At 50.1% G+C, this 24,518-nt stretch carries 13 protein-coding genes, 2 pseudogenes, 1 riboswitch and 1 other annotated feature; of the genes and pseudogenes, 11 read left to right on the top strand and 4 right to left on the bottom strand.

From position 1 onward, the window contains the following. The first annotated feature begins 162 nt into the window (after positions 1-162). From BSPA111_RS03980 to BSPA111_RS03965, 4 genes are all read left to right on the top strand, one after another. Positions 163-2,952 (top strand): xanthine dehydrogenase family protein molybdopterin-binding subunit, encoded by a 2,790-nt coding sequence (locus BSPA111_RS03980; RefSeq protein ID WP_183269883.1) that lies wholly within the window; start codon positions 163-165, stop codon positions 2,950-2,952. Beyond that, the gene (locus tag BSPA111_RS03975) at positions 2,949-3,503 is read left to right on the top strand and encodes a (2Fe-2S)-binding protein (RefSeq protein WP_183269882.1); all 555 of its coding nucleotides are present in this window, start codon (positions 2,949-2,951) and stop codon (positions 3,501-3,503) included. The genes BSPA111_RS03980 and BSPA111_RS03975 overlap by 4 nt, the downstream gene beginning before the upstream one ends. Further along, positions 3,500-4,741 (top strand): cytochrome c, encoded by a 1,242-nt coding sequence (locus BSPA111_RS03970; protein WP_183269881.1) that lies wholly within the window; start codon positions 3,500-3,502, stop codon positions 4,739-4,741. Before BSPA111_RS03975 ends, BSPA111_RS03970 begins: the two co-directional genes overlap by 4 nt. A 270-nt stretch (positions 4,742-5,011) precedes the next feature. Next, positions 5,012-6,811: a carbon starvation protein A gene (locus tag BSPA111_RS03965; protein WP_183269880.1), complete on the top strand. Its 1,800-nt coding sequence runs from the start codon at positions 5,012-5,014 to the stop codon at positions 6,809-6,811. Positions 6,812-6,853: 42 nt separating this feature from the next. On the opposite strand, the gene BSPA111_RS03960 is transcribed toward BSPA111_RS03965, so the two are convergent. The 3 genes from BSPA111_RS03960 to BSPA111_RS03950 form a co-directional block, all read right to left on the bottom strand. Further along, on the bottom strand, positions 6,854-7,234 hold the full coding sequence (locus BSPA111_RS03960) for a hypothetical protein (protein WP_221200554.1): 381 nt from the start codon (positions 7,232-7,234) through the stop codon (positions 6,854-6,856). Positions 7,235-7,471: 237 nt separating this feature from the next. Further along, the gene (locus BSPA111_RS03955; protein WP_183270288.1) at positions 7,472-9,895 is read right to left on the bottom strand and encodes a DUF3772 domain-containing protein; all 2,424 of its coding nucleotides are present in this window, start codon (positions 9,893-9,895) and stop codon (positions 7,472-7,474) included. 354 nt (positions 9,896-10,249) lie between these two features. Continuing rightward, entirely contained in the window at positions 10,250-10,657 is a 408-nt protein-coding gene (locus BSPA111_RS03950; protein WP_255459241.1) for a RidA family protein, read from the bottom strand. A 635-nt stretch (positions 10,658-11,292) separates the two neighbouring features. Next, positions 11,293-11,402, top strand: a sequence feature (AL1L pseudoknot). Here BSPA111_RS03950 and BSPA111_RS22620 point away from each other — a divergent pair. Then, positions 11,297-12,217: pseudogene (locus BSPA111_RS22620) on the top strand (IS3 family transposase); the annotation flags it as partial. (Overlaps the previous feature by 106 nt.) A 38-nt stretch (positions 12,218-12,255) precedes the next feature. On the opposite strand, the pseudogene BSPA111_RS03935 reads toward BSPA111_RS22620, so the two are convergent. Beyond that, positions 12,256-13,148, bottom strand: a pseudogene (locus BSPA111_RS03935) (IS5 family transposase). A 453-nt stretch (positions 13,149-13,601) separates the two neighbouring features. Here BSPA111_RS03935 and BSPA111_RS03930 point away from each other — a divergent pair. The 6 genes from BSPA111_RS03930 to thiD all read left to right on the top strand — a co-directional run bounded on the left by BSPA111_RS03930 (position 13,602) and on the right by thiD (position 24,505). Then, a complete protein-coding gene (locus BSPA111_RS03930; RefSeq protein WP_183269879.1) occupies positions 13,602-15,674 on the top strand; it encodes a CHAT domain-containing protein in 2,073 nt (690 codons plus the stop codon). Next, positions 15,671-19,522 carry a hypothetical protein gene (locus BSPA111_RS03925; RefSeq protein ID WP_183269878.1) on the top strand — a complete coding sequence of 1,284 codons (3,852 nt, stop codon included), beginning with the start codon at positions 15,671-15,673 and terminating at the stop codon, positions 19,520-19,522. The genes BSPA111_RS03930 and BSPA111_RS03925 overlap by 4 nt, the downstream gene beginning before the upstream one ends. Next, complete coding sequence (locus BSPA111_RS03920) at positions 19,500-20,819, top strand: hypothetical protein (RefSeq protein WP_183269877.1); 1,320 nt, start codon at positions 19,500-19,502, stop codon at positions 20,817-20,819. Before BSPA111_RS03925 ends, BSPA111_RS03920 begins: the two co-directional genes overlap by 23 nt. Beyond that, complete coding sequence (locus BSPA111_RS03915) at positions 20,816-22,273, top strand: C25 family cysteine peptidase (protein ID WP_183269876.1); 1,458 nt, start codon at positions 20,816-20,818, stop codon at positions 22,271-22,273. Before BSPA111_RS03920 ends, BSPA111_RS03915 begins: the two co-directional genes overlap by 4 nt. Positions 22,274-22,779: 506 nt before the next feature. Next, positions 22,780-22,876, top strand: a riboswitch (TPP riboswitch). A 34-nt stretch (positions 22,877-22,910) separates the two neighbouring features. Continuing rightward, positions 22,911-23,699 carry a hydroxyethylthiazole kinase gene (gene thiM / locus BSPA111_RS03910; protein ID WP_183270286.1) on the top strand — a complete coding sequence of 263 codons (789 nt, stop codon included), beginning with the start codon at positions 22,911-22,913 and terminating at the stop codon, positions 23,697-23,699. Then, the gene (gene thiD, locus BSPA111_RS03905) at positions 23,696-24,505 is read left to right on the top strand and encodes a bifunctional hydroxymethylpyrimidine kinase/phosphomethylpyrimidine kinase (protein WP_183269875.1); all 810 of its coding nucleotides are present in this window, start codon (positions 23,696-23,698) and stop codon (positions 24,503-24,505) included. Before thiM ends, thiD begins: the two co-directional genes overlap by 4 nt. Positions 24,506-24,518: the final 13 nt, after the last annotated feature.

Genomic DNA, 24,518 nt, shown 5'->3' with positions numbered 1-24,518 from the left:
GGAGTTATTATTTGCGCAACAATGTTTTTTTTATGAAAATGAGATGTTAATTCTCACATGATTTACCTTAAATGCATATACTTATAATCACTACGGAGATGTATTAAAAACACTCCAGGTAGTTCAAAAAAAAGACAATAATAATTTTTAACGGGATGTTTTATGAGCAATTTCAATCCATCACGGCGCCTCTTTATTAAGCGCGCTGTGGTCGCAGGGGTCGCAGTCTATCTTGCTCCTCTTTATAGCCGTGCCTATGCCGCGCTATTCGAACAAAAAATCCTCCAGTCTCCAGAGTGGGATGCTAAAAACAAACGCGTCCGCTTCCGTATTGATGGCCGCTCGAAAGTCATGGGGCAGAAAGTCTTTGCGCGTGATATCCGTGCTGTCGATATGCCGCACTGGCCGCAAAAACAAGCGCACGCCTTTATTTTGCGCACCACCAAAGCGGACAGGTTGTTCAGCGGTATTGATCTCTCCTTACTCGGGGATGACCTGAAACCTGACCGTCTGGTGACAGCTGAAGATTTGGCGCGTGATGGCCTGGCATTCCCGGCGTTTTACGGTGAAGACATGCTGCTGCCAACAGGCAAAACCCCGGCGTATCTCGGCCAGGCTGTCGCTATTCTGATTTACCATGATTTTGCACGCTTCCGTTTTGCCAAAGACAAACTGAAATTCAAAGACGAAGTTATCCAGTATGGCGCTGAAACCGGGCCGCTTGAGCGCGATCCGTGGGGAACCTTCCGCTTCGTGCGTGTCGGCGGCGCAACTTCCCAGGACGACGACAAATTCTCCAGCCTGAAAGATATGCCGATTTTCCCTACATCAATGAGAAAGCATTTGCCGGTCTGGCCGGAAGGGCGTGAAGGCGGCAAGCTGGATGAAGAAGGCATGTATTACGCGGGCATGATCGCCGACGAGCTGAAGAGCCCGCCGGAAGACTGGCTGGTGATGTCACGTCGTTACACCACTCAATCTATTGATACCGCGGCCCTTGAGCCAGATAACGCCAACGGCTGGTTTGATGAATCCACGCAAACTCTGCATCTGGTGGCGCCAACGCAGTCCCCGCAGGAAGTTGCTGAAAACATGCCGCCGATGTTGGCAAAACGCACTCAGCCGGTCAAACAGCTGATACTGCATCCGTGTTACACCGTCGGTTATGGTTCCAAAGACCATTACAACTTCCCGTATTACGGCGCAGTGGCGGCGATGTATGGCGACGGGCATCCGGTGCGCCTGGCCAACGACCGTTACGAGCAGTTCCAGAGCTCACTCAAACGTCACGCCTTTGACATGAATTACACCATCGCGGTGAACAAAAAGACCGGCATCATGCAGTCGTTCCTGGGTGACATGACGGCCAACGGGGGCGGGCGCAGCAACTTTACGCCGTCTGTAGCGATGGTCGGCGCAACGGCTGCGCAATCCATTTATTACTTCCCGAAAAGTGATTTGTCGGCGGTGGGTGTGGCCTCTCGCGCCATTGATGCCGGTTCCGCTCGTGGCTACGGCACGTTGCAAAGTATGGCGGCCACCGAAATGATGGTCGATGAACTTGCTGCTGAACTGAATATCGACCCGATTGAATTCCGCATGCGCAACGCGCTGAAATCTGGCATGAAAAACACTCAGGGTGCGATCCCTGCGGGGGCGATTCGTGTAGATGAAGTGCTGGCAAAAGCCGCAAAACATGACATGTGGCTGAAGCGTGCTGAACGTAAAGCCGAGTTTGAAATGAAAAACCCGGGCAAACGCTTTGGTGTGGGCTTCGGTTGCGTGCAAAAAGACTTTGGTACAGGGGCAGAAACCTCGTTTGCGCGGGTGGAAGTCAGCGCTGAAGGCCGTATTAGTTTACACCACAGCGGCGCAGAAATGGGCACCGGGATGTCAACGTCGCAATCGGTATTGTGTGCGCAGTGGTTGGGTAAACCAGCTGACGAATCGCATTTTTCAGTGACCGACTGGACATCACTCCCGGTAGTCACCAGCGGTGATCCGTACATTATGTCGCAGGAAGAACAAGACAAACTGGCGGCTAATCCTTCCTGGTCTCCGTCTTATTGCTCGCCTTCCAGCGCCAGTAACTCCGCCTATTACTTCTCTCATAGCACGCGCGAAGCAGCACGTTTGGTGTTTGAACACGGCTTGTGGCCTGCGGCGATGTCTATCTGGACCACCGGTATTGGCGGCGGTCAGGCTGCACCATTGGTTGTGCGCATCGAAGACGCCCGTTGGGTTGAAGGCGGGTTAACCGCTGCCGGAATGGAAATTTTAAGCCTTGAGCTGTTGGCGAAAAAAGCGCATGAAATGGGCCTGATGACGGGTGCTGTCGTGCACGTATTTAACCGCTGGCAGTGGGCTGAAGCTGATTTCATGCTCAACCAACAAAACAAACGCCTGCCGATTGATGCCCTGGCGGTGCGTAACGGCAGCGGCGAATTTACCCCGCTTGCGCGCACCAACGTGTATTACCCACCAACGCAGCGTAATAACGCATCGGTAACCTATTACAGCGCCGTCGGCACGCTGGCAGAAGTGGCAGTGAGCCTGGCGACTGGCGAAGTCGAACTGTTGAATCACCACTCCATTATGGAGTGCGGCAACTTAATCGTACCGGAACTGGTTTCCGGGCAGTTGCAGGGCGGGCTGGCGATGGGTATCGGCCACGCGCTACACGAATATTTACCTCTGTATGAAGACGGACCAGGTAACGGCACATGGAACTTCAACCGTTATCACATGCCGCGTGCCAGTGACGTTGCTGTCTGGAAACAGACTGGCGATGTGCTGCCTGCGCTTTCGGAAACCGACCCGCCAAAAGGTATGGCTGAAGTCGTCATGATCCCGGTCGTCGCCGCGTTGGTTAACGCGATTGCTGACGCAACCGGCCACCGTTTCCGTGATTTGCCCGTCCGTGCTGAAAATATTCGTGAGGTATTACCATGAGCATCAAAACTAAACCAATGACCCTGACCATCAACAACAAACCATACGGCCCGATTGATGTGCCGGAAGGGTTGATGATGATCGATTTCCTGCACGAATATGTCTATTTGACCGGCTCACGTCTGGGTTGCGGGCAGGGCATTTGCCACGCGTGTGTGGCGATTGTTGATAACCCAAGCGGCACCAGCGAAGAAGTGCGTACCTGCATTACGGGTGCCCATTTCTTTGACGGCAAAAAAGTCCGCACCGTTGAAGGCCACGCCAAAGTCGATGAGCAGGGCGAAGTCGTTGAACTTTCGCCGATTCAACAATCGTTCCTCGACCATTACAGCTTCCAGTGCGGCTACTGCACACCGGGTTTTGTGAATGCCGCGACGATTTTCGTCGAAAAACTCAAGCGCGAACCTATCGAACGTGACCAACTGGAAGAGGCGATTTCAACCGCGCTGGAAAACCACATCTGCCGCTGTACCGGATACGTGCGTTACTACGAAGCCGTGCGCGACGTGGTGCTGAAAACGCCGGGACTGGTGAAGGAGGCGGTGAAATGAAAAAGCGTCTCGCGCTCATTGTTCTGGCGATTATCGTCATTATCGTAGCGATTCTTTATTGGCGGGAATACCGCACGTACGATGGTCCGGTACAGAAAGTGACGGCAAGCTCTGCGCAAATCGAGCGGGGTAGTTACCTTGCGAAAGCCGCTGACTGCGCGGCTTGTCACACCGCTTCTGGCGGCGCGCCGCTGGCGGGTGGCTTTCCTCTGGAATCCCCTTACGGCACCATTTACGGCAGCAACCTGACGCCTTCAGCGGATTACGGTATTGGCCGCTGGACGAAAGATGATTTCTATAAAGCGCTGACCGAAGGCGTGACCCCAACCGGGCGTCACCTATTCCCGGCGATGCCTTACACCTCATATAAAAACATCTCGCGTCAGGATTCCGACGATATTTATGCTTACATGATGACGCGCCCAGCCGTTGATGTGGCGACGCCAGATAATGAAATGAGCTTCCCGTTCAACCAGCGTATCGCGCTGATTGGCTGGAATATCTTGTTCCATAGCAAGGATCCACTACCGGCGATTTCAGCAGGTAATTCAGCAGACTGGCATCGTGGCCGTTATCTGGCCGATGTGCTTGGGCACTGTGGCGAATGCCATACCGAGCGCGGATTGCTGGGCCAAATGAAGCTGGATAAAGCGATGCAGGGCGGTGAGTTAGGGCGCTTTATGGCACCTGATATTACGCCAAAAGCGTTAGCCCAACGTGGCTGGACGCCGCAGGATGTGCAGCAATTCCTCAGCACCGGTTTTGCGCCACAAGGCAGCGCATTTAGCGAAATGCACATGGTGGTTGACCTCAGCACGCAGCACCTGACGCCTGCCGATCAAAAAGCGATGGCGACGTATCTGATGGGGGAAGCGCCTCCGGCTGCGGTTCCGGCGCCTCTGGGCAAAGGAAACGAAGCAGGGCGCATGACTTATCTCGACCAGTGCGCCGGTTGCCACGCGCGTGAAGGCGAGGGCAAGCCGCACGTCGCGGTTTCGATGCTTAACAATGCGACGCTGCGCCAGCCTGATGCCAAAAACCTGATTGTCTCGGTGCTTGACGGCCTCCCTGCGCAGAATTTCCCGAACGGGGAAAGCATGCAAAGTATGCCTGGCTTCGGCTCCCGCCTGAACGATGAGCAAGTTGCCGAACTGGTGAACTACCTGCGCGTGACCTGGGGTGGATTGCCTGGCGATGTGACGGCTGAACAGGTGAAGGCACTGCGTTCGGAGAAGTAAAACGCATTGAAAGGAAGGGTGTTCCGGTCTTCTCCTTCTCCTGGGGGAGAAGGTTGGGATGAGGGCGATCCGATGCTAAAGATAGCCCTCACCCTAACCCTCTCCCTCAGGAGAGGGAACAGTCAGGAATTATCCTCCCCAAAACCACTCATTCCCCAAATCCAACCGCTTAACTCGTGATTTGACCGCTCACTCAAACGCCCGTCTATTGCGTCTCAAACCTATGCCAGCATATCCATGATCTTTTTATCTATGGCACTGGAGTGGGTTATGCAACACGCACTAACTTTTGTTATCGCGACCCTGTGTATTCTGGCTATCTGCTATCGCCTTTACGGGGTGTTTTTCGTCCGTAAAGTCTTGAATGCTGATGACTCAGAAATCACACCGTCACATATTCTTGAGGACGGCAAAGATTACGTCCCGACAAAAAAATGGGTTAACTTCGGCAGCCACTTTGCCGCCATTGCAGCCGCAGGCCCGTTGGTTGGCCCGGTTCTGGCAGCACAATACGGTTATCTGCCAAGCTTCTTATGGCTATTAATTGGCTGCGTAGTGGGCGGTGCGGTACACGATACCGTGGTACTTTTCGCCTCCATGAAACACCGTGGTAAGTCACTCTCAGAAGTGGCAAAAGCGGAGCTTGGGCCAGTGGCTGGCTGGTGTACTGGCCTTGCGATGTTGTTCATCATCACCATTACCATGGCGGGTTTGTCGATGGTGGTGGTTCACGCGCTGGAACGTAACCCGTGGGGTACATTCGCGGTGTTTATGACCATCCCTGTGGCGATTTGCGTCGGTCTGTGGGAGCGCTTCACTGGCAGCATGCGTGGTGCCACCTGGGTGGGCATTATCGTCATTTTCGGCTGCGTGATTGCAGGGCCTTATATTCAGGAGTCTGCATTCGGTGAATGGCTGAGCTTCCGTGCTTCTACGGTTAGCCTGGTGCTGCCGTTCTATGCGTTCTTTGCCACCGCGCTGCCGGTGTGGATGCTGCTTACGCCGCGTGGATACCTCTCCAGCTTTATGAAAATTGGCGTCTTCGGTGCGCTGGTGATTGGCGTGGTGTTCATTAACCCGGAAATCCAGTTCCCGGCAGTGACCCAGTTTATCCATGGTAACGGCCCCGTGCTGGCTGGTCCGGTTTGGCCATTTATCTCTATCACCATTGCTTGTGGTGCAATCTCTGGTTTCCATGCGTTTATCGGTTCCGGCACTACGCCGAAGCAAATTGATAAATGGAACGATATTCTGCCGGTTGCTTTCGGTGCGATGCTTGCTGAATGCGTCGTGGGTGTGATGGCATTAATCGCGGCGACAGCACTGCATCCAGCGGATTACTTCGCCATTAACGCGACGCCTGAAGTCTTTGCGGGCCTTGGCATGGACGTGGTCAATCTGCCACAACTTAGCGAATCTATCGGCCTGGATTTATACGGACGTACCGGTGGGGCGGTAACCCTGGCGGTGGGGATGGCAGATATCTTCACGCGTATCCCATGGTTTAGCCATTTAGCCTCTTACTTCTTCCAGTTCGTCATCATGTTCGAAGCAGTGTTTATCCTGACCGCAGTGGATTCCGGTACCCGCGTTGCGCGCTATTTGCTGCAAGATTTCCTCGGCGATATCTGGGCTCCACTGAAACGCACCAACTGGATGCCTGGCGCAATTGGTTGCAGCATCGTGGCCTGTGTGCTGTGGGGTTACCTGTTGAACTCCGGCGATATCAACTCCGTGTGGGCGCTGTTTGGGGTATCTAACCAACTGATGGCCTCCATCGGCCTGATGATCGGGACAACCATTATTCTGCGCATGTCGGAAAAACGCTGGTATGCACTGACCTGCCTGGTTCCGCTGGCGTATCTGTACGTGACGGTAAACTATGCCGCGTACTGGATGGTTAAAAACGTCTACTTCAATAGCGCCGCTAAAGGTTTCAACATCTTCAACGGTACGATTTCGATTGTGATGGTCGCGCTTGGGCTGGTGATTATGGTTGCGTCGATTCAACGCTGGTTTGTGTTGTGGCGTGCTCGCGGTAACGACGAGCCGATTGAATTGTTGTCGTAATTTGAGATGTGCTAAAAGCCGGTCCTCCGTGACCGGTTTTTTTTATTGGCAGGCTTTCATTTCTGCGTTGGTCAAATCTGGGCGACTGCAATCCAGGTCACGACCCGATGGGCCTTTGGTGGCTGCGGCCTGGTTGGCTGGCGTGATCTCACCGTGAGCACGGTTTTTACCAGTCCAGCTTACTGATGGGGTGCCGTCTGGCATGATAGCGATAGACAACACCACACCCTGGCCTGTGGCTTCATAGAAGTTGTCATTGATTTTCTTGAGCTTCATCTCTTTACCGTTCAGATACACCGGGCCGTTCTGATCGATATGCACATCGCCTGGGTGACCTTTGCCGTTAAACAGCGGTAGTGCAGCACTGGCGGAAAAGGCGACAAAACCCAGAACCAGCGCGATTGTTTTCAGTTTGTTCATCATTAACTCTCTTATCGTTATCTTTCCCAAACCTCACCGTAGTGACGATGAGAAGTGGGCTATTACAGGGGCGAGATAATGCTGCCGTGTGCCTGGACTGATATTGACTTATATCAAATCCGTGAATGAGTTGAATGGGTAAAAAGTCTTAAATAGTGGGATGGGTACAAATGGATTGTGCTGCTTTCAACCGTTCAGGTTGAGAAGCCGCAACCCGTTTCGAGGATTGCGGCGAGTCTCTTACTCTTGAGTAGTGAGTTTACTTACGGGTTGTTCCAGGACCATCGTTTGTGTCTGGCTCAGGCTGATCTCCGCAGCGCGCAGCATTTTAAGGATCTCATAAAGCAGATCGCTACGCGTCGAGCTGACCATACGCGGGCTATTCACATAGCCGGTGACACTCAGCACAATCCCGCTTGGCCCCAGCTCTTTAAAGCTGACTGACGGCGGTGGGTTCTCCAGAATTGATTCATGCAACTTATAGGCTTCAAGCAGCAAATTGCGCACTTGCTCAGGATCGATATCGAGTGGGAAAGTCAGGGCGATGGTCGCCACGCCTTGCGCATTACCCATCGTGGCGTTACGCACGTTCTGCGAAATGAGCTGTGAATTGGGCACAATCACCGTGGATTTATCACCTAACTGGATCTCAGTTGCGCGCACGTTGATGCGGCGGATATCGCCTTCAACGCCGCTGATACTCACCAAATCACCAACTTTCACAGGGCGCTCGGTTAACAGAATCAGCCCGGAGATAAAGTTCTTCACAATCTCCTGTAAACCAAAACCGATACCAACCGACAAGGCGCTGACTATCCAGGCCAGTTTGTTCCATTCAATGCCGAGCATCGACAGCGTCAGCATGATAATCAGCACGTAGCCGACGTTGGTAAACAGCGTCACCAGCGAGGCACGCAGGCCGCGATCCATATTGGTTTTTGGCAGGAAATCGTTATCCAACCAGCGGCGTGTGGAACGTAATACATACCAGCCGATAACCAGGCACAACACCGAATTGACTGCGTGAGCAGGGATAATATTCATCCCTTCGAGGCCTTTTCCGCCCCACATCTCCGCAATTTTGATGAGCAATTCCATCGGCGTTGTGGTGCCGAAGGTGCCATTAAGTAGCGCAACGGCGGCCATTAACAACAGACTGGTTTTCCCCAACGCGGAGAACAACGTCGCTGCAAGGGAAAGATGGCGATCATTCAGGCTCAGCGTGCTTTTGAGGATTTTCCCGGTATGGGTGGCAGGTGAAAAGACCGTTTCACAGAGATCCACCACGAAATGAATCAGCAGATACAGGCTGCAAACAACCAGGCCAATCCACAGCAATTCGAACGTGACGAAGCGCGCCAGCGGAATGTAGCCAATCAGCAATGCCAGCAAGATAACGAATGCGGTCAGGCTGATGACCAGATGGATCAGACCGGCAACCGTGGATCGAGCCTCGGTTTGCTCGCCCTCGGCACTCATTTTCCGGCGAATCCTGTTGACCCGAATCGGGGCAATCAGGCAATTGAGCGCCACCAGTAAAGCTGCCAGACCGTTGCCAAAAAGCGTGGCGGCAATACTCGCACCGACCAACGCATTAAGCTGTTCGATGATGCCAAAGATAAAGATGAAGGTTGCCAGCAAAATCGGGAATGAGGACAGCGTTTTCGCAAGCGGGTCTGCAATGCCTGGCAGACGCCAGGACGGATGGCTATTTGACAGTAACGCGATACCCAAACCGGCAATCACCGCTGAGAAATAGGTGAGCTCGACCAGTTGGTCGGCAAACTCCATCACCCATTGCGAGGTGTCGGGCAGGCGGGTAAAGGTATAACACAACAACTGCATGCAGATACCCAGCGTCAACGTGGTGCTTAACGTGGTAAAGCAGGCGAGGAAACTGCGACGAAAACGCCCTTGCGGCAGCCAGCGAGGCAACACCCAATTCAATGGCCTGTCCATTGCGCGGCGGCCAAATAATCCAATACCTAACGCCAGCAGCAGATAAATCGTGCTTCCCACGCGCCAGTCTTCGCTCCAGGCCTGATGCCAGGCATCGCTGACCTGTGTTCCAAATTCGTCGAATCGCGCCGCATCTTTATCGCTTGGGTCAAATACCGGCGACCAGAAGCTCTCGCCCAGAATACTGCCGGTGTTCAGTGCGATTTGCGTCTTTAACGCGTCACGACGCAGCCCGGCAATTTGTGATGAAAGGTTTTGCGCACCCACGACAATGGCTTTCGCTTGCTCTATCTGCATTGTGAGCAACGCTTTGCTGCTGTTCAATTGTTTGCGCTGACTGATGACCTGCGGTGTTTCCGTCAATGTACCCGGTGCCGGAGCAGGGCCCAGGACATCCAGTTGCGCCTGAACCTGCGCTAACTGTGGGGCTAAAGATACGGAAAGTTTATCCGCTTCAGCGACCAGTTTTTGCGCGTCGTCATTAAGGAGGGTGAACTGTTTGTCAGCTTTTGCCGCTGAGACTCGCTGCTTAAGCGAATCCAGGCGCTTTTGCAGTGCAGGCAGTGCTGTGCTGGCGTTAACCTTAACCGGTTCTTCAGTGGCAGATTGCCCAGTAGCCTCCTCCGCCTGAGAAAGGAGGGGGGTCATCAACAAACAAGACAACAATGCCAGCAACAACAGCGGCACTCTTAATGGTTTACGCATCGTACGCATAGAAAAATAATTCCGGGATTTCGAAAAAAATGAAATAAAGGACAATCGGCTAGGATACCTGTAATTCTCCGGATTCCAACCAGGGTTAGTCTGTTTCTGTTGTTTATGTGCAAGCAGGTAGTCCGGGAGCGCGATGGATCTTGCTACCGGGCGCGGAGAGAACCGAGTGTTGAGATGAGGAATGGTTGATATCCCAGTTTATCGGGTTCAACAAAGTAAGAGAATCTGGTCTGAAAACCTCACAGAAATTGAGTATTCAGCTATATACCCGTTATTCTCCATGTAGTTTATGCGTTAGTCGCACCTGCACACCCCAGTCACTTACTTGGGTAAACTTCCGGGGATTTATGGATTTGCTGCCTTTAAGCAACGCAAATTACTTTCTGTTGAGAGATGAACAGGATTTAATGGAGGCGTTCCCTCGGAGTTAGAAACAATAACGTCGATTTGAATGAGTGCATCTTTAAGTAAAGCGGATATTCCAATGGTTCTTTGCGCAGGAATACCGCCAGGGAAGTATTTTGAATAAACCTCTTCTACCGCTTTAATATCTGAGAGGTTCTTAAGATAGATATTAACCTTAACAACATCGCCCAGAACGTGGTCGATATGTTCTACAATCGCCTTGATATTGTCTAAACACTGTTGAGCCTGTTCCTTTACACCGCCAACGATCAATTCTCCTGTTTTTGGATAGATAGGTAATTGTGCTGATAAATTATTATAGTGAGAAAGGCTACGGTTTGTGAATATTTGCCCGTGGCTTGGTGGGCGTTTTTTGTATTTCTTGCTAATACTTCGTTATAACTTCTCATAATAATGTTATCTCTCCAGTATTGATTTATCTAATAGATATAGAAAACTGCCTGTGTGCAGTTCAGCACTTTTAGTGCTGGCAAAAGTCATGATTAGGCCAATGTTTTAAGTTTTTATCTATCTGGAGTGAAAATGTGAGGAGAGTCTAATTAAGTTAGTTTTTTCTTGCCGTCACTCGTCAGTTAGTGAGAGCTATTATCAACGGAATTATCGCAGAACCGAATGGAATCGCCAAAGTATGATGTCATTATCACGACCCGATGAGGAATATCGCTTTGATAATATAATGGCTAACGGGTGGTGCTGGGATTAATATCATCTTCGTTCATTGATAATGTACCAGACCGTGAAGAAGGGTCATCGGACCGACGTTGCTTTAGCAAACGGCTTCCTCTATTCTACTAATATTATTGAACCTTATGTAACTATGACTCGGGGTGTCCTTCTTTGCGAAGGCTGAGAAATACCCGTACCACCTGATCTGGATAATGCTTGTTCCAGTATTCATGTGTTTTGTAGCGATTATGTACCATTTTGTGTACCCAAATAGATTATTTTCTGCGTTAGGCTTAAGTGTATTTTGCCCAGGCGGAGATCGACCGCCACTGGAATAAATAATGCCGCTTCTGGAAAGTCTGAGTGGTGAGTACGGGGTCGGGCCAGTCAGCCGGATATTGCCCCGTCAACGTACTAGTGGCATCAGCAACGGTGGAAGCCTCCTGGACGATAACGTTGTCGGAATAAGCGTGATGCCACACTGATACCTGAGATACAGCGCGTATACGAAGAAAACTACAGCGTTTATGGTGTGCGTAAGGTCTGGCGGCAGCTAAAGCGTGAAGACGTTACTGTTGACTGGTGTACCATTGAGCGCATTATGAAAGCTATGAAAATACATGTAGTTACACGTGGTAAAGGAGTCAGAGCCACCCGCGGCAGTAGAACCGAAACACCGCAGGATCGGGTAAGCTGTCAGTTCGTGGTTAAACGCCCCGATCTCCTTTGGGTGGCCGATTTTACCTACGTCAGCACCTGACAGGTGTTCGCGTATGTGGCGTTCATTATTGATGTGTTCGCCGGTGTCATCGTGGACTGGCGAGTCTTATCCACGATGGAAACGTCGTTTGTCCCGAATGCACTGGAGCAGGCGTTGTGAGCCAGACGCCCGAGCGGGACCATCCATCACAGTGACAAAGGTTCACAATATGTGTCGCTGGAGTATAAGCAGCGGCTGACTGACGCACAGTTGCTGGCCTCAACAGGCAGCAAGGGCGACTTGTATGATAATGCGATGGCAGAAAGTATCAACGGCTGTACAAAGTGGATGTGATCCTCAGGCAAAGCTGGAAAACCCGGCAGAATGTGGAGCTGGCTACGCTGAAATGGGTGGACTGGTACAACCATCACTGGTTAATGGAGCGCACTGGATATTCTCCGCCAGTGGAGGCAGAAAAAGCGTATTACGCTTCACTGAACAACTGGGATGTGGCAGCCTGAGTACTCAAGCAAAATACTTCCAGGAAAACCGGGGCGGTTCACAGAAGCGGCATTCGGTTAATGGTTTTGACCATAGCCATCGTTTCACCGACTTGCGCATCATAACTGTGCAAGCTTAGGTGATCACCAAAAATTGTCTTAATACGGAACATCGCTGTTCAGCCAGTGAAGGACGGTGATAGCCCACTCTATTTTTCAGGGCATCGTTACCGCTACTCAGATGTTGGTTAGCTACAGCATAATTACGTTTTTTGTATTTATCAGGCCAGTATTGAGTACCTTTTCGTTTGGGGATTGGGTCTGAGTTTCTTTCTGAGCAAAGCGTCATGGCAGTACCTTACGTCATACACGCCATCAGTCAATACTTACCTGATTTTACTGTGAGTCTGATTGAGTAGCCCAGGCAAAGCATGAGCATCTGTCGTGCCAATGAACGACAAATACGCACAGATAATCTCATGTGTCACGCTCTCCGCAGCCAAGAGGAGCTTACGCCAAACTCTGCGTTTTCCAGCGTCATGCTGCCGAACTTTCCATTCCCCTTCAACAAAGACTTTTAGTCCAGTAGCATCAATGAACAGATGGGGCAATCTCACCACTCGTTTGCGTTTTAATACTGATTTTTACCGTCTTAGCTCGTTGCTCATGACAGAGTAATCTGGGCATCGTAGAGGAAGGTTAGTGAGGTGTAAAATGGAGTCAACAAAACTCTGTAAACCTCTAAGAGAGAGGTTAAATACTCGCTTCATCATCAGAACTGTCGTGATAGCCATATCCGTGTTGTGGTGTGGTCATCTACGGCGTTCAGGCTGGCATTGTCAGTCCACGCAGTAATGGCAGACTCATCAAGCCATACAGTTAGTGAACCACGTTGTCTAAGTGCTCTGTTGTAGGTGGGTAAGTTGGTGATTTCAAACTTTTGCATTGCCATGGGAGTTTGATGTGGAAGAAATTGTCGCGATCAGATCCTCGGATTGCCTAAAAGTTCATTTATTCAACAACGCCTTGTTTAACTTTACCAATACTTCACTCTGTAATAAACGGCATTTTACATGGCTATCAAAGTTTTGAATACTTGACCATTTGACCGAATAATGATTTCGTATTATTGCTATTTTCTTTTGATGAAAAGTGGGAATAATTAATTTGTAAAATTGACATCTTTAATTTCAGCAGCTAAAAATAAAATATCTCATTTATTTTAATCTGTCACAGATAAATTTCTGCGTCTTTATATTAGCCAATAATTAATTTTATTTCCGCAGCTCACATGGTATTTCTGTTAAGTTGTATACATAGTTGATTACTCTGACGACGGCGTTTACCTATTTACATAGGTAGTAGTCACCATCACGAATCTGTTATGAGTTGCAGAGGAGACCAGATGGGCAATTATTCCGAACTCGAGCTGCTTATTCAGCAGGATAGCCACGGTGTCTTGCAGGCACAGATCCGATACCGGCTAAACGAAAATTATATTCAGACGCCAATGAGCGCGTTCATGCTCGATCCTGAAGACCCGCAGTTACGCGATCCGCAACAGGCCGGTGTAATTTTGCGCGACGCATTTTTTAGGTCTGACAATATTAAGAATGAATTTGTTCGGGTAAGGACATTATCCAACGATAAACGACAACCGCTGCGTATTCGTTTATGTCTGGACGCATCAGACGACAGATTACACGGCATTGCGTGGGAGACGATTAACGATCCCCAACACTCGGTTAACGGAGAGGAAGTGCCGCTGCTGCATAACCGCGAATGCCTTTTTTCCCGATATCTCTATTCAACTGTGGCTAATCGTTCGCGGTTACGTAATCAGAAGGCTATCCGCGCTTTGGTAGCCATTGCCAATCCGAGGGGACTCAAATCCGAGTTTTCTTCGATCGACATTGTGGCGATGCAAAATCTTGCTTGTAATGCGTTACACCCCCTGCAAACAGGGGGGCTGGGTGATAAGGCTGTGTCGCTGAAGGCCATCGTCGAGGCCATGAGTGATGGAGTTGATATTCTCTATCTCGTTTGTCATGGAGTGCTCAGCAATGGGGAAGGTGTGTTATGGCTGGAGGATGAGCAGGGTAACGCTGCTCGGGTAAGCGGCGAGGTTTTTGCCAGTGCGCTGAGCGGTTTGGAGCATCCACCAACTCTGGTTGTACTCTGTTCCTGCCAGAGTGCAGGGAATGGAATGGCATCACGAAATACGCTGGCAGCCGTGGGACCTGTACTGGCACGGCAGGGCATTCCAGCCGTGCTAGCGATGCAAGGTAATATAATGTTGAGTACGGCAGAAAAATTTTTGGCCGCTTTTTTCTCTCAGTTAAGAAAACATGGCGAAGTTGATCGCGCCGTGGCGTATGCCCGGCGGGAGGTGAGACAGGAGCCTGATTGGTGGATGCCAGTTATTTTTACTCGTTTGGATAATGCGCGTATCTGGTATCAGCCTGGCTTCTATTCGGCGAACGCGGAGGAAACCGAAGTTAGCGTCTGGGGTAAGATTATTCGCAATATAACTAATGACAAATGCACACCTATCATCGGTTCGATGCTTAATGAATCTAGCTTGGGATCGAGGCGAGGGTTAGCCCGACGCTGGGGGGAGCTATATAACTACCCGCTGGATGATCACGATATGGATGACCTTCCGCAAGTAGCGCAGTTTCTGTCTGTCATGGAACAAGAGGTCTTTCCACAGGAAGAGTTTTATAAAGCAACCTACCAGTTTCTTTGTGAACAGCACTATGACGATATCCCATATGCGTCCAGGAAATTGAGCGAGGCAGAGATTATCCCACAATTGAATACCGTGATTTCAGATATCGGTAGAAAAGTTCGCCAACGCGATAACCGTGACCCACATTTACTACTGGCAAAACTGGGATTTCCTATCTACATCACCACAGACCCTAGTGATTTGTTAGTGGATGCGTTGATTGAGCAGGGACGAAAACCACGAGTGCGTTTATTTCGTTGGAACATATTTTCCGCGAAGCTTGATCGACAATACATGAAGTCTTCATTGGTACCTTTGGCAGAAAAAGCTAGTAAGGATTTTCCAGTTATCGTCAAGCTTTTTGGCGATTTAAGAGATAAATCAACTCTGGTAATGACTGAAGATCACTATTTCGAATATCTCGCCAAGGCCTCTACCTCTAGCGTCAGCCTACCGCGTGAAGTACGCAGTTGCCTGAATGATAGTGGCTTGCTATTTGTCGGATTTCAGCAGGATTCTTGGGAATTTCGCGTTTTGTTTCGCAGTTTACTGGCACTAGAAGGTAAAGAATTACGCGTCCCCTATGAACATTGCTCCGTACAAATCGATCCCAACAGTCTGATCGATGTTGTAAGAGCCCGTTATTACATTGAGAAATATTTGGAACAGGCGAAATTGCGCCTGTATTGGGGGGATGCTGCAACCTTCATCAGAGAACTGGATACACAGTATCGGAGGCGCATATGAATTCCCCCTTTATTGGGCCTAGCCCCTTAGGAGATTCGTATCTAATCTTTGGTCGTGATAAGGAGTTGTATGATTTGCAGTGTCAACTTTTTGGCGATCGAATTATTGTGCTTTATTCTCCATCCGGTGCAGGTAAAACCTCGCTATTGATGGCGAAGAATGGTTTGTTGGCTAGAATCAGGACGCGTTTTAACGTGCTCCCTGTTTTGCGTATCAACGGTGCCGCGTCACAAAGCCCGGTGGCGGTGATCCTCTCTCAATTAAATGCCGGTACTGATGACTTGGTTGGTCATTTCCACTCAATGTGCCCTGCAGAAAAGGACAAACCGTTTTTACTGGTAATAGACCAGTTTGAAGAGATCTTTAATGAGCGCTACACCCATGCACAACGGGATACTTTCTTTGAACAACTCGGCGAATTGCTAGAAGAGGAAAAATCCCCGGTCTGGCTGATCTTGAGCATGCGCGAAGAGTACTTCTCGTCGCTGGATATGTGGCGAGAATTTATTCCTACCGGTCTTAATAACACCTTCCGCTTGCCATTGTTATCAAAAACACAAGCACTAGATGCGATCAAAAAGCCTATTCAGGCTCTGGACATTACATTTCCATCACAGGATAGTCCCGATGCGGCTGAGTACATTGTCGATGAGTTATGCCAGTATCGTGCCCACACGAAGGTAAAAGCAGAAGGTCGCACAAATTCGGCAATTGAACCGGTTTTACTACAGGTTGTGTGTTCCAGACTGTGGGAAAAATTAAGTACGAATGGAACTTGCCTGATTAAACAGATTACGCTAGATGACGTAAAAGAGCTGAAGATGGATGATATTCTGCTCAGTTACTGTAATGAAGCTCTGCAGCGTGCGACCCCAAACTTGGCAGGGGGACGCTCACTTCGTGAATGGATAGACAGCAAAATGTTCACAGAGAGCGGATATCGCCTGCTGGCAATTGCCAAATCCGATGACAATGACCATCCTACCGATGAACAGATAGATACGTTGCTATCAACTCACCTGATACGCCAAATCAATCGAGATGATGGTGTTTGGTATGAACTGGCGCATGAACGACTAGTCGAGCCAGTACGTCAAAGCATACATCAATGGCGGGAAGCGAATCTTGAGCCGTGGCAGTTACAGGCGAGAAAATGGCGATTAAGCCAGAACCATAAAGAATTCTTCTCTCGTCTGCCTGTGAGTTTACGCCATTTCCCGGGACCTCGAAAATTTAACGCAATAAACCCGTTCACTGATAAAGGATATACCGACACGGAAAGGTTGTTTGTCGAGGCGTATAAAGGCTATACGCGATCCTGGTGGAAAATTTTTTTAGTGGGAGTTTTTGCAGTGGTTGGCCTGTGTTTCTCTATCGCATGGGGACAGTATGAACGTATTACGAGGCTACAAGAAGAAATTACACGTGGGGATAATGATATTTACCAGACTGGTTTGCTGAATATTCTGAACGGGAAAACGAGTCTTGAAAATCGCGCTATTGCCGCAGTGGGGGGGGTCGAACTCCAGCTAAAGAATCCTCAAGTGGTGCGTTCGGGTTATATAGGATATTTGAGTAATTTGTTATTCGACGCACGGCAAATCGATTCAGTAATACCGGAGAAAACAAATAAATTCACGATAAATACGACTACCCCCACGACGATAGTTACGACTAGCCCCACATATACTGTCTTGGCGCAAATTGGGCGCGGTCGCTGGTCTGCCAAAGTCAGGGACAATGCAAACCAGCGTGTGCTGTGGGGGTGGGATAAGCATCCTGGTGTGGATGTGCAACTGACTGATATGAGGTCAGTGCTCATTTTTAAGGATGCATTCTTGGCAATTGGAGACAGTGGAGGGCGGATTGGAGTCTGGGAATTGCGGACGAGGAAAAGTGTTCCTCTCCAATTTGATATAAACCGACAAGGACTGTCGAATGCACTGACACTGAGTAACCACGAAAAATGTGATTCACAATGCATGGAATTGCAACTGGACAAGGCCCAAGCTGGGCTGTCTGGGCCTATAAAATCAATGCTCTATAGTGATGGCAAACTGTATGTCGGCTATGACACAGGCTATCTGGTTGCTTGGGATCTGGGTGAGTTGAAAGTAGGCATGCAGGTAAAACCGTTGATGATCACTGTGGTAAGCAAAGGCAACCGGGTATCAGCGCTGGCGAAAAATCCTGATGTTCCTTGGGTCGCGGCGGTAGATATTTCCGGAGATGAGTCCGTCAAGCTAATCGGTGGTGGCAAGCTCACTAGGTTGCCAGTGGATAAATCAGCGCAAGAGACGTCGAAAGGGTGGGGGGCGGAATCATTTTATAGCGTTGCTGTAAGTCCAGATAATCGCTATATAGCCGCTGGTACCTTTAACGGTAAAATCCATGTCTGGCAAATGCCATCGAAGGGAAAACCGGTATGGCGTTTTACACAGCGTGCACATACTCAAGCTGTTTCACAGTTAAGTTGGCTACGCGATGGCACGCTGATTTCTGCTGGCTGGGACGGACAGCTAATTGCTTGGATGCCTCAGATAATAGGCAACGGCGAGGTTCGATCTCTGCAAGGACGAACCCTGCTGGAGCTTCCTCATCAAATAATAAGTTTTGCGCCTGATTCGCAGCAGAAAATGGCGGTTGTTACTACAGAAAAGGGCGACGTACTGAATCTCTATCTGACAAGGGAAAACAATCTTATTGGAGAGATGGTGCCAGAAAAACCTGTGGCGGTGAGTGTGAGTTCCCTTGTCAAACAGCAGGTATCGGTTTTTGAGGCTGATAGCCAGTGGTTATTTCGGCCAAAAATTGCGTCACCAAATGGGCAAGTTCCCGAATCATCAACTCTCTTAGTCACGTTTCTGCGAAATGCGCTTTTTCCGCGTAGTGTGGTCGTAGGTCCACAAAAAAACGTGTTTTATACGACCCGACAGGGAGCTGTATCCGATCGCCCATTACCCGACTTCCTGCTACCCAGCGACACTATTCAATCGATAAGTCATTCGTACGATGGTTCGCTGCTGCTGGTACAAACAACGGTCAGCCCGTCTACGTTTCGTTTGGCGTCTCTGTCACCAGACTACCAAATGCTTACGGAATGCACACTTCCGGAAGAATTCAATGGTTCTTCATCGCTGGCGGTATTTCGTCCGCAAAGTAAGGATTTATTGCTGATTAACCGAGTTATTCCACAAGCGATACTCTGGCATGCTGTCTCATTTACGCCATCGGGTTGCCCGGTTTACGTGAAGGAAATAAAATTTGTTGGCGGCGATAAAAACAATAACGGCCGACAGATTCCTTTTCCGGATATGCATATGCCACGGGGATATATTGGGGCAGTTAGTTTTAGCCCAGACGGCCAGAATATCTATCTCAGTAACGCCATGGGAATGCTTTACAAATTGGCGCTCGGCGGTGTGGATGATGCTACTGTCATTAACGATTATGCTAAAGCCGTGGGGAGTGTGATAGCGGTGAGTGGCAATAATACTGTTGCAATGGGTGACGTGAATGGACATATCTGGTTATTTTTTAAAAATAATAGCTTACCTGTTGAGCTCAGGCAGCAATATCATCATTCTGCCATTACTGAAATCGCCATTTCCCAGGATGGTCACTGGCTAGCCACGCAATCTGCGGAGGGGATGGCGCTCTGGGACCTACGCATCAGTACGTGGATTGAGCGCGCGTGCGCACTTGCTCCGGGTTTGGGATTCACCCAAAAAGATGTTGCTTACTTCTTTCCGGATATGCATCAACAACCGACTTCCTGTCCCACCAATCGGAAATCAATGGCTACATCAAGTGAGGAGTATGCTTATGCCATACCGTCGCATCAGTGATGACATCGCCTATTACATGGTAACGGTTAATGAAAAGGGGACTGAATCCTCCCTGGATTCGGATGGTGTTCATGGTGTGCTCAGTCAGAGAATCATCAGTAAGTTGCAGAGTGATAACGTAACAGATCTGTTTATTCAGGTACATGGCTGGAAGGCTGCAATGGATGAGGCATACCAACAGTTTGACCAGTGGTTTTGCGCATTTGCCGCCTGTGAGCGTGACCACCAAACGATGAAAAAACATCGTGAGAATTTCCAACCGTTGTATGTGGGGTTTCACTGGCCAAGCCTGCCGTGGGGAGATGAGTCTCCCAAGAACGGGGTGAGTTTTACAGTGAGAGAAGCTGCACATTATACCGCAGCAACGTTTATTGATTACTTCTCCAGCCAGCTTACAGATACTCCCGTGGTGCGAAGCCTGCTGAACACGATCTTTGAGGAATGGCGGGATAACGCAGGCGCTGATGAACTGTCGCCACGCGCTATAGAGGCTTATCTTGCCCTCAACGAGGCGTTATTGCTAGGCGAAGAAGGGCAGGCAGGCGACGGTGCGTCAGATCGGGAGCCATTTGATCCAGAGGTCGCCTTTGAAAATGGTCTCAGTTTCAGTAGCTTTGACTCTAATACCTTGCAGGATGCGTTGCTATCGCCACTGCGGCAACTCTCATTCTGGAACATGAAAAAACGGGCGAAAACGGTCGGTGAACAAGGGCTGTACCCTTTATTGAGGGCGTTACAGCAGGCTATACCGGAGTTGTATATCCATCTGATGGGACACAGTTTTGGTTGTATTGTGGTGATGGCTGGAATTGCCGGGCCGAGAGGTAACAGCCCGTTAATCCGTCCGATAAACAGTGCTGTCTTGGTTCAGGGAGCGATGTCGGCTTGGTCGTTTGTGACCACCATCCCAGACACGAACAGTTTGGGGGGCTATTTCCATAGTGTAATTCAGGACAATAAAATAGAGGGGCCGCTGGTGTGTACCTTGTCGATGTCAGATATGGCGGTCGGCTGTCTTTATCCTCTGGCTGCTGGTATTGCCGGGCAAACCTCCTTTACCCGCGACGATCCTCCTAAATATGGTGCAATTGGCGCATGGGGCATTTCTCATATCCTGACCTCATCCATGTTACCGCTTAATGAGGATTACGCATGGCAACCGGGCGGTGTTTACAACATTGAAGCCAGTGGTTGGATTAAAGAAATAAAGGGGATCTCGGGATCGCATAATGATATCGCCAAACCTGAAGTGGGTCATTTGCTATGGCAGGCCGCATTAAAGGGAGATAAACCATGAACCTAGATGATCAGCCTCTGGTCTTCGGTATAAATGCCAGTACGGGCAAGCCGCTGGAGATGATTCCGTTGCAGGACTGTCCGCCTATTTTACTGCAGCAGGAGGACATTTTTTGTCGTCATCTCGGAACGGCTCTTACTCATGGGCGACCACGAGCAGGGGTTGTATTTGATGTTAATCCGGATGATCTTCGAGATGCAGGATGGGGCATTATTTTTCCAGCTAAAGTCGATCCAAAACCATGGCTGGAGGCTCTAGACCCCTTACTGGCACTGCGCCAGTCACAGGCTTGCGAACGGTTTCGTATATTTTCAGGCGAACAGGGCTACAAATACGGTGAGACGGCTAATCAGTGGCTGAATCGCCATGGTGCCGCATTAATGCTGATTGATCCGGCCTGCGGTGTTCCATTTTACTTGACTTTGGTGGGGCCTCCCACAGAGATCCCGTTTTGTTTTCAGTATTCGTTAGATATTGTCGCAGGAGTTGGACGATTGGATTTCCCTGCGCTGGATGACTATCGGTGCTACGCTACTAGTGTTGTTGCATTTGAACGGGATAATACGCGTACTACTAGGCGGGAAATTGAACTTTTTGCTACCTGTCACGACTTTGACCGAGCTACTCAGCTTTTTACGCATAAAGTAGCTGTGCCATTTGCTTATGGCGACGATAAACATCCGCCGTTGGGCAGTAAATATGGTTTTCACATGTGTACGGCGCTGAACGGCCAAGCTACTAAAGCTAAATTCAGGCAAGTTCTTTGCCATCCAGTGCAGGCACCATCGCTACTCATAACCGGAACACATGGTATAGCGTTTGATTATGACGATCCACGGCAGACCAAACTGCAGGGGGCTATCGTCTGTGACGACTGGCCAGGTTATGGTGTGATTAATGACCAGCACTGGTTTAGTTCGGAAGATGTACCGGATAATGCCAATTTGCATGGGGCATTACTTCTACTTTTTGCCTGTTATAGCGCGGGCACGCCGCAGTATGACGACTTTCAGTTTTCTGAAAAAAATCGACAAATAGCTTCTATTCCGGTGACCTCTCGTCTGCCGCAAAAATTAATGACGATACCTAACGGTGGTGTCCTGGCGGTGCTCGGGCATGTTGACCGGGCATGGGCATCTAGTTTTCAGACTCGAAGGGGAACTGCGCAACCTCAAGGACTTGGTGATGTAGTTTCACGTGTCCTTTTTGGGCAACGGGTTGGGTTGGCAACTGACGAGTTCAACAGCCAGTGGGGTGTATGGAGTGCTGAGCTTGTGGATTTATTGCGTAGGGCGAATGACGGAGAGGCGATCAAAGATGCCGATCTGTTAGCGTTGCGAACGATGCGTGACGACTGCCGTAATTATGTTGTCCTTGGTGATCCAGCTGTTCGTCTCAGAGCCCAATCACAACCAGAAAATGAGGAGGCAGCAGGGTTGAGGAGAAATTTGTAGTGATGATATCTCTTATTGATAGTGGTGAATCGCCAGATGATGACCAATAATTTTGTCATGCCACTTCGTGGGGGCGATATAATTCCTCTGCCCCACTTTGCCTAAGGTATATTCCCGTCTCGCCATAACAAATTGATCCATCTGTGTAAAATTTTGTTGTCGTTCTCACGCAGCGCTTCTACGTGCCTGCGATATCCCGATTACTACTCAGCGGTGAACTTTGGTCATGGTTGCAGTGCGTTCTGCTGCAATAGACTACGTGATTACTAAAGGTCCTCAGCCTCCCGCATGTACGGTATGCATGACTAGTTGTTATGTGTGTGTAGCTGAGGGGACTGTTTCATGTCAAAGAATCAGATCCAGTTCTAAAAGGGTCACAGACTGTTCGATTTCTTGAGCCACTATGGTACAAAGTGAGGTACAGCGTGAAGAAGCAATAACCGGAAGGGCGGGCTTGCATCAGTAAGAAACTTCCCCTAACCTAGTAAAAAGTAAAGAGATGTAATCTAAATGACTCGGGGTGCCCTTCTTTGTGAAGGCTGAGAAATACCCGTACCACCTGATCTGGATAATGCCAGCGTAGGGAAGTCAGATGCCTGTCCGGCATCCCTTCTTCGCGCCGGACAGGAGCTTTATGATGCAACCTGACCTGCTACCCGGCCATATCGCCGCGTCGATTTTACTGCAACTTCGCACAACTTCCCCTCTTGTTCACTGCATGACTAACGATGTGGTGCAGAGTTTTACGGCTAATGTTTTGCTTGCCATCGGTGCCGCTCCGGCCATGGTGATTGAAGCGCAAGAAGCCGCTCAATTTAGCCCTGTTGCCCATGCGCTGCTGATCAATATTGGCACTCTGACCGCTGAACGTCGTCACGCCATGCTTGCAGCCATTCATGCTGCAAATGAATCCTCCACACCCTGGGTGCTTGATCCGGTTGCTGTTGGCGGCCTGACGTTTCGTACGCAGTTTGCCCATGAGGCGCTCGCCCTAAAACCGGCCGTTATTCGCGGGAATGCGTCGGAGATCCTGGCGCTGGCGAGTGGCCATTCCGGTGGGCGCGGTGTGGATAGCATCGACGATGCACTTTCTGCACTTCCCGCCGCACAGGCTCTGGCACAACGGGTGGGGACGATTGTTGTGGTAACCGGTGAGCGAGACTACATCACAGACGGTGAAAATAGCTGGAGTGTTGCGGGTGGAGGCGTTTTGATGACGCGTGTGGTCGGCACTGGTTGTGCGTTATCTGCTGTGGTGGCTGCCTGTTGTTCATTGCCTGGCTCGCGGCTTGATAACGTCGCCGCCGCCTGCCAGTTTATGAAGATTGCGGGTCAACAGGCCATCTCAGAGAGCCGTGGCCCAGGCAGTTTTATTCCAGCCTTTCTCGACGCGCTTTACGGGCTTCATGTGGAGGCTCTGGCATGAAAGGATTAAAACGAATCAATGCGCTGACCATTGCCGGAACCGATCCAAGCGGTGGCGCGGGCATTCAGGCCGACCTGAAAACTTTCTCGGCGTTGGGCGCGTATGGCACCAGTGTGGTTACCGCGCTCGTGGCGCAGAACACGAGTGGCGTGCAGTCGGTCTATCGCATTGAGCCCGCGTTTGTTGCCGCCCAGCTGGATTCAGTGTTGAGTGACGTGCGCATCGATACCATAAAAATCGGCATGTTAGCTGAAACCGATATTGTTGAAGCGGTAGCGGAGCGGCTGGCGTTTTATCACGCGCAAAATGTGGTGCTCGACACGGTGATGCTGGCGAAAAGCGGCGATCCCTTGCTTGCACCTTCGGCGGTTGACAGCTTACGTCGCAGGCTATTACCGCAAGTGGCATTGATTACGCCGAACCTGCCGGAAGCCGCAGCACTGCTGGATGCGCCCCATGCACGCAATGAGCGGGAAATGAAACAGCAGGGTGATGCTTTGTTAGGGTTGGGCTGCCAGGCCGTGCTGATGAAAGGCGGTCATCTTGATGATGCTGAAAGCCCGGATTGGTTATTTACCCGTGACGGCGCGCAGCGCTTTACCGCACCGCGTGTGCAAACCCGTCATACTCACGGAACAGGTTGCACATTATCTGCGGCACTCGCTGCACTTTATCCGCGCTATAACAACTGGCCGCAAACCATCGATGCTGCGAAAAAATGGCTATCTCAGGCGTTGGAGCAGGCGGATTCACTGGAGGTCGGAGGCGGAATTGGGCCTGTACATCACTTTCATGAATGGTGGTAATCCGGTATATACT

This window comes from Buttiauxella sp. A111, assembly GCF_014189855.1.
Lineage (GTDB): Bacteria > Pseudomonadota > Gammaproteobacteria > Enterobacterales > Enterobacteriaceae > Buttiauxella > Buttiauxella selenatireducens.
This window is presented reverse-complemented; position numbering and strand designations above follow the sequence as displayed.